Raw genomic sequence first — 11080 nt, forward strand, 5'->3', positions numbered from 1 at the left:
CGAAATTCATCCACGAGGCCGAGATCGCCAAGCGCCATGGCGCCGCGGTCGTGGTGATGGCGTTCGACGAAGCGGGACAGGCGGACACCTTCAAGCGCAAGACCGAAATCTGCAAGCGTGCCTACGACATCCTGGTGAACCAGGTCGGCTTCCCGGCCGAAGACATCATCTTCGATCCCAACATCTTCGCGATCGCGACCGGCATCGAGGAGCACAACAATTACGGCGTCGACTTCATCGAGGCGGCGCGCTGGATCCGGCAGAACCTGCCGCACGCACACATCTCCGGCGGCGTGTCCAACCTGTCGTTCTCGTTCCGCGGCAACGAGCCGGTGCGCGAGGCGATGCACTCGGTATTCCTCTATCATGCCATTCACGCCGGCATGGACATGGGCCTCGTCAACGCCGGGCAGATGATCGTGTATGACGACATCGATCCCGAGCTGCGCCAGGTGTGCGAGGACGTCGTCCTCAACCGCGATCCGGGCGCGGGCGAGCGGCTGCTGGCGCTCGCCGAGAAATTCCGCGGCAAGGAGAAGCAGACCAGGGAGGCCGATCTCGCCTGGCGCGAATGGCCGGTCGACAAGCGCCTGTCCCACGCGCTGGTCCACGGCATCACCGAATATATCGAACAGGATACCGAGGAGGCGCGGAAAGCCGCTTCGCGTCCGCTCGACGTCATCGAGGGCCCGTTGATGTCCGGCATGAACGTCGTCGGCGATCTGTTCGGCGACGGCAAGATGTTCCTGCCGCAGGTCGTGAAATCCGCGCGCGTCATGAAGCAGGCTGTCGCGTACCTGATGCCGTTCATGGAGGAAGAGAGGGCCCGCAACCTCGCCAGCGGCATCACCGGCGACTCCAGCCATTCCGCCGGCAAGATCGTGCTCGCGACCGTGAAGGGCGACGTCCACGATATCGGCAAGAACATCGTCGGCATCGTGCTCCAGTGCAACAATTTCGAGGTCATCGATCTCGGCGTGATGGTGCCCGCGAGCAGGATCATCGAGACGGCCAAGGCCGAAGGCGCCAATATCATCGGCCTGTCCGGCCTGATCACGCCCTCGCTCGACGAGATGTCGTTCCTCGCCGGCGAGATGGACCGCGAAGGATTGACAATGCCGCTCCTGATCGGCGGCGCCACCACCAGCCGCGTCCATACGGCGGTGAAGATCGACCCGAACTATCGGGGCGGGCCGGTGGTGCATGTCAATGACGCCAGCCGGGCCGTCGGCGTCGCCTCTTCGCTGCTGTCGCCCGAGCGGCGCGAGGCCTATGCCGCCCAAATGCGCGCCGAATACGCACGGATCGCCGACGCCCATTTGCGCGCGCAGGCGGACAAGAGGCGCCTGACGCTCACCGCCGCCCGCGCCAACCGCGTTCCGATCGATTTCGCGGCGACGCGGCCGAAGAAGCCGACCTTCCTCGGCACCAGGAGCTTCGAGGATTACGACCTTTCCGAGCTCGTCGACTACATCGACTGGACGCCGTTCTTCCAGACCTGGGAGCTCACCGGCCGCTTCCCCGCCATCCTCGACGACCCCAAGGTCGGCCAGGTGGCGCGCTCGCTTCTCGACGATGCCCGCGCCATGCTCGACCGCATCGTCAAGGAGAAGTGGTTCCGCGCCCGCGCCGTCATCGGCTTCTGGCCCGCCAATGCCGAAGGCGACGATATCGTGGTCTATGCCGACGACAGCCGGAAGACGAAGGTGACAACGCTGCACACGCTGCGCCAGCAGCTCGAGAAGCGCGAGGGCCGCCATAACGCGGCGCTGTCCGACTTCATCGCCCCTGGCTCTGCCGGCGTGCCCGACTACATCGGCGGCTTCGTCGTCACCGCCGGCATCGGCGAGGACGAGATCGCCGAGCGCTTCAAGCTCGCCAATGACGACTACTCCTCGATCCTGTGCAAGGCGCTCGCCGACCGCCTGGCGGAGGCCTTCGCCGAGCGCCTGCATGCCCGCGTGCGGCGCGAGTTCTGGGCCTATGCGCCGGACGAACAGCTCTCCAGCGAGCAGGTGATTTTCGAGAAGTATCAGGGCATCCGTCCCGCCCCCGGCTATCCCGCGCAGCCCGACCACACCGAGAAGAAGACGCTGTTCGAACTGCTCGATGCCGAGAACCGTGCCGGCGTGAAGCTCACCGAGAGCTTCGCGATGTGGCCGGGCTCTTCCGTCTGCGGTCTCTATTTCAGCCATCCCGAGAGCTACTATTTCGGCGTCGCCAAGATCGAGCGCGACCAGGTCGAGGACTACGCCGCGCGCAAGGGCATGAGCGTCACTGACGCCGAGCGCTGGCTGGCGCCGATCCTCAACTACATCCCGCCGGATCAGAAGGGCGGCGCGCAGGGTCTTGGCGCGGCGCAAGGCGATGCCGCGAAAGGCGCGTCCTTCAGCGCAACGCCCGCCAACGACACCGCATCCGGCGATCTGTCCTCGCACCCTCAGGGATGCACCTGCGCCGTCCACCTCGCCTGGCGCAAGAAGAAGGTCGGCGCGGGGTAGCGCTGGCTGCCCTGCCGGCACCAGTGTGTGGCGCGCGTGTGCCTTCAGAACGTCGTTGCTCCATGACAGACACCTCGCGCCACGGCATGGCCGGCCTCCCCTTGCTGCCGAATCACGCCATGATGATGTGTCAAACAACACTGAGTCGATTGTCAAACAGCCAAGGGACGTAGGTCCGCATTCTCGCGGCGCGTTGCGCCCGAGTATTGCTGGACGAGGGGGTTTGAGACGATTTGCCCGGACGGGCCGCCGGACCTCACTCGTCATTCCGGGACGCGACGAAGTCGCGGGCCCGGAATCTATCCGACCACGCGACTTGCGGCCCGATGGATTCCGGGCCTGCGTGCTGCGCACGCATCCCGGAATGACGAAGTCGGGGGCCATGTCATCGCGATCGCGATGCCGCTTCTCTGCCACGGGTCTTGCCTGCTACAAGGCGCGACATCAGCGATGTTCAGCGGCACGGAGGCGGCGAATGCAATTCTTTTCGTTCTGGCGATCGCTCGCGAGCTTTCGCGTGCGCATCGCGCTCAACCTCAAGGGCCTTCCCGTCGAGGTGATCCCGGTCGACATCGACGCGGGCGCCCATCGCAACGACGCCTATCGCAAGATCAATCCGCAGATGGCGCTGCCGGCGCTGGTCGAGGACGACGGCACCACGCTGTTCCAGTCGCTCGCCATCCTCGAATATCTCGACGAGAAACATCCCTCGCCGCCGCTGCTGCCGGCCGACATCAAGGGCCGCGCACGGGCGCGCGGCATCGCGTTGATGGTGGCCTGCGAGGGTCACCCGCTGCTCACACCGCGCGTGCGGCGTTATCTCACCGGGACGCTCAATCTCGATCAGCCCCGGTTGCAGGCCTGGCTCACGCACTGGACCACCGAGACGCTGGCCGCGCTCGAGGCGCGCCTTTCCGGCGATGCGGAAACCGGGCGCTTCTGCCACGGCGATGTGCCGACGATGGCCGACATCTGCCTCGCGGGTCACGTCACCTTCGCCTTGATGCAGCAGATCGACCTTGCGCCCTACCCCACGGTCAAGCGCGTGTTCGACACCGCAATGGCCCTGCCCGCCTTCGCCGCCGCGCACCCGCTGGCGCAGCCGGAGACGCCGGAGGGGATGAGGAGGAAATGAGCGGGACCACGAGGCGATGCGCGAGTTGTCCCCCCTGACGCACCGCACCCGGCCAACAAAATCGCGAAAACAACCCCATGCAAAGTAGGGTTGGGCCGGGCTTTGGGCGTGGCCCGGCCCCGTCTGGCCCTGATTATCCCTTAGGCGGTGCCAGCGGCTGCACGATTTCCCGAAACGGCGGCAGTGCCTCGCAACGTTCGGCATGCGCCTTGAGCGCGGAATAGCGCGCATCGAACAGCGCGGGATGCGCCTCGCCGACGAAGCGCAGCACGCAGCCGACCGCGATATCGGCGTGGCCGATTTTCTCGCCCGACCAATACGGCGTCTTCACCGCGGCGCGTTCGGCTTCCAGCACCGCCAGCACGCCCGCAACCTGCTTCCCGCAGTGCTCGACTAGCAGCGCAAGCTGCTACTCCCTACGCGGCACGCGGTCGTAGAGAAGACTGACCGCTTTGTCGGAAATGCAGATGGCGGCATTGCGATGGTCGCAAGAACATTGATTTGTCTCAACACTCGGCCGGGGTTTCGGATGCTTTGATCACGCAGAGTGTTTGAAAGGCCAGGGGAGAACGCCACAGGAGGAGGTCATCATGCGATCAAGTATCTTGGCAGTCGTTGCACTGACTCTGATGCCCGTATCGGCTTTCGCCGCCTCGGAGTGCCGGGTAACCGGCAGCCCGTCGGTGTTTGGCGTCAACATGACGGGCTACTTCGCTGTCGCTTCCGGCGAAACCTGCCTCTTCCCGATCAGAATTCCGGGGATGATGACGAGTTCAGGCATTACCCAGAAGCCGGCGCACGGAACGCTGCGAAGGCTGAACGTAACGACCTACACCTACACGGCTGCACGTGGTTACAAGGGCCCCGACACGTTCGCCATCCAGGGCACGGGAAAAGGTCCGAACGGCTCCGGCACCTCGGTCATTACCGTGAACGCAACGATACAATAAGGCACGGCCGTTCACGCCGGCGGTCGCGGCTCTCACCCCCTCGGCGGGGCGAGCGGCTGCACGATTTCCTGGAACACGGGCAGCGCCTCGCAGCGTTCGGCATGGGCTGACAGCGCGGGATAGCGCGCGTCGTCGAACAATTGCGGATGGGCCTCGCGGGTGAAACGCACCACGCAGGCGACCGCGATGTCGGCGTGGCCGATGCGCTGCCCCAACCAGTACGGCGTCGTCACCCTGGCGCGCTCGGCTTCCAGCACCGCGACCACGCCGGCAATCTGCGCCTCGCAGCGCTCGACCCACAGCGCAAGCTGCTGCTCCTTGCGCAGCACGCGCTCGTACAAGAGGCTGACACCCTTGTCGCCGAGCCCCATTGCCAGTGCGCAAATCCGCTGATGCTTCCAGCGCGTCTCACCGCTCCGCGCGATCATCGCCTTCTCGGGGCCGACGAGATCGTCGAGATAGTCCAGGATCATCGTACTCTCGATCAGCGCCTCGCCGCTATCCAGCACCAGGGTCGGCACCCGGCGCAGCGGGTTGTACGGCGCGATCTTCTCGGCATCGCCGAAGGTCGACCACGGCCTGTGCTCGAAGTCGATGCCGTAAAGCTTCAGCGCAATCGCCACGCGGCGGACGAAGGGGGAGTCGTACTGGCCGATCAGGAACATGGTGCCTCGCTCGTCATTGCCGGGCTCGACCCGGCAATCCATCCTTCTTTGCAGGAGCAGTTTTCGCTGTTGATGGATGCCCGGATCAAGTCCGGGCATGACGAGCTTAAGCCGGTCGATGAGTTCATGCGACTCCTTCTTGCGTAACGCGCAGCCCGCATGAACGCAGCGACATGGGGACCTACCTCTCAGCGATCATCCCGGATATCGCTTCGCTCATCCGGGCTAGGTCTCTGGAATATGGCGTCACCCGCCTTCGCGGTGACGGCGGCGATCCGGCTATGTGACGCGGGCATCGTGGCCGGCGAGACAGGCGGCGCGCCGTTTCGGAAGCGTCGGCAGATCACGCTTCGCTGATCCGGCCCAGGCGCCGGCAGAAAGCCTTTGGTACCGATGCGGTCGTCCTATACCAATACCGTTAGAGTTCATGGAGGAACGGCCATGACCACCACTTTCACGGCGAACAATGCTGAAGCCTATCAGCATCACATGGGACGCTGGAGTGAGCGGCTGGCGACCAGCTTCCTCGATTTCGCTTCCCTCGACGATCCCGGATCGATCCTCGACGTCGGCTGCGGGACCGGCAGCCTGACCTTCCTACTGGCGGAGCGCTTTCGCAACGCACAGCTTGCCGGCATCGATTTCTCGCAAAGCTATGTCGACTTCGCGCGCGCTCGCGCGGGCAGCCGCGACATATCCTTCGAGCAAGGCGACGCGTCGGCAATGAAGTATGCCGATCAGTCGTTCGACAGCACGCTTTCCCTTCTGGTGCTGAACTTCATTCCCGGACCGGAGAAGGCGGTGCGCGAAATGGCGCGGGTGACGAAAGGCGGCGGCATCGTCGCTGCGTCGGTGTGGGATTTTCGTGGAGGGGCACCGTACCTGCGAATGCTGTTCGATACCGCCGCCATGCTCGACCCGGAGGAAGGCGGCGCGACGCGGGCGAGAGCCTTTTCAATGCCGCTGACGAATCCCGGCGAGCTGACCGCGATGTGGCAACGGATCGGGCTGCGCGAGATCGTGGAGTCTTTCCTCACCATCCGCATGGAGTTCGCATCGTTTGCCGATTACTGGGAACCGTTCCTCGGCGGCCAGGGCGTGACGGGCTCGTACGTGAAAGGCTTGCCGGCCGAAAAGCGGTCCCTGCTCGAGCACCATGTCAGGCTGGCCTATCTCAGCGGAAGCGACGACGGCCCGCGTTCCTTTGCGACAACGGCGTGTGCGGTGCGCGGCGTGCGTTGAGGCGATACGTGGTGCGAAATAGTACGCAGGTACGTAGCCCGCGACATGCGGGACCGCCGCCAGACGGCCTCACGCGATCATCCGGATGTCGCCTCGCCCATCCGGGCTACGTGATCGAGTACTAGGTCACCCGCCTTCGCGGGTGACGACGCCGCAGGGTGCTACCCCTCCCCCTCGTCGCTCGCCAGCACGCCTTTCACCGCCCGCGCCCATCCCGCCAGCTTCCGCTCGCGCGTGGCCTGGCTCATGTTGGGCTTGAAGCGGCGCTCGAGCCGCCAGTGGTCGGCGAACTTGGACGGTTCGGGATAGACGCCCGCCTCGAGGCCGGCGAGATAGGCGGCGCCGAGCGCGGTGGTCTCCTGGATCATCGGGCGGTCGACCGGCGCGTTGAGAAGATCGGCAAGCCGCTGCATGGTCCAGTCGGAGGCGGTCATGCCGCCGTCGACGCGCAGCACGATGTCGGCGGTCGCCGAACCGGGCCAGTCGGCGCGCATCGCGGCCCACAGGTCGAAGGTCTGGTAGCAGACGCTTTCCAGCGCCGCATGGGCGAGCTCGGCGGGGCCGGTGTTGCGAGTGAGGCCGAACAGCGCGCCGCGCACGCGCGGATTCCAGTAGGGCGCGCCCATGCCGACGAAGGCCGGCACCAGATAGACGCTCTGCGTCGAATCGGACTGGTCGGCGAGCGGGCCGGTCTCGGACGCCTGCTTGATGATGTGAAGGCCGTCGCGCAGCCACTGCACCGCAGATCCCGCGACGAAGATCGAGCCTTCCAGCGCGTAGGTGCGCTTGCCATCGAGCTGATAGGCGATGGTGGTGAGCAGCTTGTTCTTCGAGGCGACCGGCGCGGCGCCGGTGTTGAGCAAAGCGAAGCAGCCGGTGCCGTAGGTCGACTTGATCATGCCGGGCGCAAAGCAGGCCTGGCCGATGGTGGCGGCCTGCTGGTCGCCGGCGATGCCCGAGATTGCGATGGCGCCGCCGAACAGTTCCGGCAGGCTCTCGCCGAAGCGGCTGGAGGAGTCCTTCACCTCCGGCAGCATCGAGCGCGGCACGCGCAGCACCTTCAAGAGCTCATCGTCCCATTCGCCGCTGTGGATGTTGAACAGCAGCGTGCGCGAGGCGTTGGTGGCGTCGGTGGCGTGCACCTTGCCGCCGGTCAGCCGCCACAACAGGTAGCAGTCGACGGTGCCGAACAGCAGCTCGCCGCGGTCGGCGCGGGCGCGGGCGCCGGGGACCTGGTCAAGGATCCAGGCGACCTTGGTGCCGGAGAAATAGGGATCGATGATCAGGCCGGTCTTCTGCGAGATCAAAGGCTCATGGCCCTCGGCCTTCAACCTGGCGCAGATGTCCGCGGTGCGGCGATCCTGCCAGACGATGGCGCGGTGCACCGCCTTGCCGGTGGCGCGGTCCCACACCACCGTGGTCTCGCGCTGGTTGGTGATGCCGATGGCGGCGATGTCCTTAGGCAACAGGTTCGCCTTCTTCAGCGCCTCGCGGCAGACGGCGATGGTCGAGGTCCAGATGTCCTCCGGCTCGTGCTCGACCCAGCCCGAGGCCGGAAAATGCTGCGGAAATTCCTGCTGCGCGGTGGCAGCGATCGAGATATCGCCGCGAAAAACCATGGCGCGCGAGGAAGTTGTGCCCTGATCGATGGCCAGCACGAAAGACATGGGGAGGGTTCCTGGCGTTGCCCGTTGGCGGGAAGGTTCGTTGTGTCGGACCAAAGAAAGGGGATTGGAGGCGGGAGGTCAAGCTGCGGAGGCGCCACCCTCCCCTGGAGGGGGAGGGTCGGCGCGAAGCGCCGGGGTGGGGTGACAGTCTATCGGCGCCGTAGGTGCTTCAATCGGGCCACGACCGCATCGCGCGAGCCATACAACTCCACATAGATACGTTCGAGCACGGCAGTCATGTCAGCGGTAAGCTCGGAATTCCAGAACCGGACGACACGATATCCCTCTTTCTCGAGCCTAGCCTGTCGTTCGTAGTCTCGCTTGGCGATATCGTCGTCATTGTGGTGTCCGCCGTCGAGCTCAATGACGAGGCGCTTGGCCGGGCAGAAGAAATCAACGACGTAAGGACCAATCGGCGCCTGTCGTCGGAAGTGAGTGCCCTCCAGCGGAAGTTCCTTGAGAGCCCGCCACAGCCGACGTTCATGCGGCGTTGTATTGGCTCTCAACTTCTTCGCGGCTGCGCGTCGGACTAGCGTTGAGACCATCTTTGCGGCTTCACCCCACCCCGGTTCGCATTCCGCTTCGCTTCATGCGAGCCGACCCTCCCCCTCCAGGGGAGGGTAAAGTGAACCTCAGTCATGAAACAATTTCAAGTAGTACGATGACTACACCGACGCCGTTGTCACGCCGCCGTCGATGACGATGGTCTGGCCGGTCATGAAGGTGGAAGCGTCGGAGGCGAGATAGGCCACCGCGCCGGCGATCTCGTCGGGCTCGCCGATGCGGCGGAGCGGCGTGGTGGCGCAGCGGTGCTTGAGCCGCTCCTCGTCTTCCCACAGCGCGCGGGCGAAATCGGTCTTGATCAGGCCGGGCGCGACGCAGTTGACCCGCACGCCCTTCGGCCCCCACTCGCCGGCCAGGCTGCGGCACAGCGCGAAATCGGCCGCCTTGGAGATGCCGTAGGCGCCGATCACGGTCGAGCCGCGCATGCCCCCGATGGAGGAGATGATGATCACCGAGCCGTTGCCACGCGCCGCCATCTGCGGGATGACTTGCGCGCACAGCCAGACGTTGCTCTTGACGTTGCTGCCCATGATCTTGTCGAAGGCTTCATCGGTGATGTCGAGCAGCGGGCCGTAATAGGGATTCACGGCCGCGTTGCACACCAGGATGTCGACCTTGCCGTAATGTCTGGTGGCGCCCGCAATCAGCCCCTCGACCTCGCCCCGGCGGGAAATGTTGCAGGGAATGACGATCGCGTCCCCGCCGGCCTTGTTGATGCCGTCGGCGACTTCCTCGCAGGCGTCGGCCTTGCGCGAGGAAATCACCACCTTGGCGCCCAGCTTGGCGAGCAGCTCGGCCGAAGCGCGGCCGATGCCGCGGCTCGAGCCGGTGACGACGGCGACCTTGCCGGTGAGATCGAACGGGGTGTTCTTCATCTGGCGTTTTTCCTCCCTGCGGCCTTTTCGTTTCTTCGTTGTCGTCATTGCGAGGAGCGAAGCGACGAAGCAATCCAGTCTGCATCGGCATCTCTGGATTGCTTCGCTTCGCTCGCAATGACGGTGATGCTGGCGACTACACCAGCCCGCCGCCGTCGGCGACGCGGCGCAGGTGGTAGTCGGTGTCGCCGAAGGTGTTCTCGATCATGGTCAGGCGCTTGAAGTAGTGGCCGATCTTCGCCTCCATGGTCATGCCGATGCCGCCGTGAAGCTGGATCGCCTGCTGGCCGACGAACTTGGCCGACTTGCCGATCTGCACCTTGACCGCCGCGATCGCCTTGCTGCGCTCGGCCTGGTCCGTGAAGTCGGACGCCATGGCCGCGAACAGCGCCATCGAGCGCGCCTGCTCTACAGCCACGAACATGTCGGAGGCGCGGTGCTGCAGGCTCTGGAACGAGCCGATCGGCACGCCGAACTGCTTGCGCGTCTTGATGTACTCGACGGTAGCCTTGAGCGATTCATCCATCGCGCCGACCGCCTCCGAGCACAGCGCCACGCGCGCCTCGTCGACCACGCGCTCGATCAGCGCAAGGCCATTTTCGGGATCGCCGATCACGGCATCGCTACCTACCTCGACGCCGGTGAAGGAGACGTCGGCGGCGTGCAATTCGTCCTGGGTCGGATAGCCCTTGCGCGTGACGCCCTTGGCGTCCGCCGGCACCAGGAAGACGCCGATGCCGCTCTTATCGCGGCGGTTGCCCTTGGTCCGCGCGGTCACGATCAGCGTATCGGCGTTCTCGCCGTTGAGAACGACGAACTTCTCGCCGTCGATCACCCAGCCTGCGCCCTTCTTCTTCGCCGTGGTGGCGACGTCGAACAGGTCGTAGCGCGAGTTCTTCTCGAGCTGGGCAAAGCCGAAGGTCTTGCTGCCGTCGATGATGGAAGGCACGTGCGCCGCCTTCTGCGCCGCCGAGCCGCCATGGCGCAGGAAGCCGCCGGCGACGACCACGGTGGCAAGATAGGGCTCGATCACCAGGGCCCGGCCCATCGCCTCCATCACGATCATGGTCTCGACCGCGCCGCCGCCGAAGCCGCCGTCGGCTTCAGAAAACGGCAGGCCGAGCAGGCCCTGCTCGGCGAGCTTGCCCCAGACGGCCTTGCTCCAGCCGCCCTTCTCGCTCAGGTATTTCTTGCGCTGCTCGAAATCGTAGGAATCGGTCAGCAGGCCGTCGATGCTTTCCTTGAGAAGCCGCTGCTCCTCGGACAAATCAAAATCCATGGTTCTAACTTCCCTCGTGTCCGGAATTGTTTGGCTTCGTCATTCCGGGATGCGCCGCAAGGCGCAGGCCCGGAATCCATACTCCCAGATCGTGGTTATGGATTCCGGGCTCGCGACTTCGTCGCGCCCCGGAATGACGGTGAGACGACCCTCTCCCAGCAACGAGCGGGAGAGGGAAAAGATCGTCACAGTCCCAGCACCG

General features: G+C 65.1%; 9 protein-coding genes and 1 pseudogene. 4 read left to right on the plus strand and 6 right to left on the minus strand.

The window, feature by feature from the left end; all coding sequences use genetic code 11:
- The coding region (gene metH / locus HY852_RS07155; RefSeq protein ID WP_291603702.1) for a methionine synthase at window positions 1-2501 on the plus strand (2501 nt) is incomplete at its 5' end.
- A 475-nt stretch (window positions 2502-2976) separates the two neighbouring features.
- Window positions 2977-3636, plus strand: coding sequence for a maleylacetoacetate isomerase (gene maiA, locus HY852_RS07160; RefSeq protein ID WP_291603703.1), 660 nt, complete (start codon window positions 2977-2979; stop codon window positions 3634-3636).
- A 133-nt stretch (window positions 3637-3769) separates the two neighbouring features.
- Here the strand turns inward: maiA and HY852_RS07165 are convergent.
- Window positions 3770-4099 (minus strand): annotated as a pseudogene (locus HY852_RS07165) (glutathione S-transferase C-terminal domain-containing protein); the annotation flags it as partial.
- Window positions 4100-4226: 127 nt separating this feature from the next.
- Between HY852_RS07165 and HY852_RS07170 the strand changes: the two are divergent.
- Window positions 4227-4586: a hypothetical protein gene (locus HY852_RS07170; RefSeq protein ID WP_291603704.1), complete on the plus strand. Its 360-nt coding sequence runs from the start codon at window positions 4227-4229 to the stop codon at window positions 4584-4586.
- A gap of 32 nt (window positions 4587-4618) precedes the next feature.
- On the opposite strand, the gene HY852_RS07175 is transcribed toward HY852_RS07170, so the two are convergent.
- Window positions 4619-5251 carry a glutathione S-transferase family protein gene (locus HY852_RS07175; RefSeq protein ID WP_291603711.1) on the minus strand — a complete coding sequence of 211 codons (633 nt, stop codon included), beginning with the start codon at window positions 5249-5251 and terminating at the stop codon, window positions 4619-4621.
- A 441-nt stretch (window positions 5252-5692) separates the two neighbouring features.
- On the opposite strand from HY852_RS07175, the gene HY852_RS07180 reads away from it, so the two are divergent.
- On the plus strand, window positions 5693-6493 hold the full coding sequence (locus HY852_RS07180; protein ID WP_291603706.1) for a class I SAM-dependent methyltransferase: 801 nt from the start codon (window positions 5693-5695) through the stop codon (window positions 6491-6493).
- A gap of 161 nt (window positions 6494-6654) precedes the next feature.
- Here HY852_RS07180 and glpK read toward each other — a convergent pair whose 3' ends face one another.
- From glpK to pimD, 4 genes are all read right to left on the minus strand, one after another.
- On the minus strand, window positions 6655-8160 hold the full coding sequence (gene glpK / locus HY852_RS07185) for a glycerol kinase GlpK (protein ID WP_291603707.1): 1506 nt from the start codon (window positions 8158-8160) through the stop codon (window positions 6655-6657).
- A 149-nt stretch (window positions 8161-8309) separates the two neighbouring features.
- Window positions 8310-8705: an endonuclease domain-containing protein gene (locus HY852_RS07190; protein WP_291603708.1), complete on the minus strand. Its 396-nt coding sequence runs from the start codon at window positions 8703-8705 to the stop codon at window positions 8310-8312.
- Window positions 8706-8825: 120 nt separating this feature from the next.
- Complete coding sequence (locus tag HY852_RS07195; RefSeq protein WP_291603709.1) at window positions 8826-9599, minus strand: SDR family NAD(P)-dependent oxidoreductase; 774 nt, start codon at window positions 9597-9599, stop codon at window positions 8826-8828.
- 136 nt (window positions 9600-9735) lie between these two features.
- Entirely contained in the window at window positions 9736-10878 is a 1143-nt protein-coding gene (gene pimD / locus HY852_RS07200; RefSeq protein ID WP_291603710.1) for a pimeloyl-CoA dehydrogenase small subunit, read from the minus strand.
- Window positions 10879-11080 lie beyond the last annotated feature (202 nt).

The sequence above is a fragment of the Bradyrhizobium sp. genome, from assembly GCF_016213215.1.
Classification (GTDB): Bacteria; Pseudomonadota; Alphaproteobacteria; order Rhizobiales; family Xanthobacteraceae; genus Bradyrhizobium.

Excerpts from the sequence above, each read along its gene's own strand:
- HY852_RS07175 (WP_291603711.1), bottom strand. The coding sequence starts at position 5,251 with ATGTTCCTGATCGGCCAGTACGACTCCCCCTTCGTCCGCCGCGTGGCG.
- HY852_RS07195 (WP_291603709.1), bottom strand. The coding sequence starts at position 9,599 with ATGAAGAACACCCCGTTCGATCTCACCGGCAAGGTCGCCGTCGTCACC.
- glpK (WP_291603707.1), bottom strand. The coding sequence starts at position 8,160 with ATGTCTTTCGTGCTGGCCATCGATCAGGGCACAACTTCCTCGCGCGCC.
- maiA (WP_291603703.1), top strand. The coding sequence starts at position 2,977 with ATGCAATTCTTTTCGTTCTGGCGATCGCTCGCGAGCTTTCGCGTGCGC.
- HY852_RS07180 (WP_291603706.1), top strand. The coding sequence starts at position 5,693 with ATGACCACCACTTTCACGGCGAACAATGCTGAAGCCTATCAGCATCAC.
- HY852_RS07170 (WP_291603704.1), top strand. The coding sequence starts at position 4,227 with ATGCGATCAAGTATCTTGGCAGTCGTTGCACTGACTCTGATGCCCGTA.
- HY852_RS07190 (WP_291603708.1), bottom strand. The coding sequence starts at position 8,705 with ATGGTCTCAACGCTAGTCCGACGCGCAGCCGCGAAGAAGTTGAGAGCC.
- pimD (WP_291603710.1), bottom strand. The coding sequence starts at position 10,878 with ATGGATTTTGATTTGTCCGAGGAGCAGCGGCTTCTCAAGGAAAGCATC.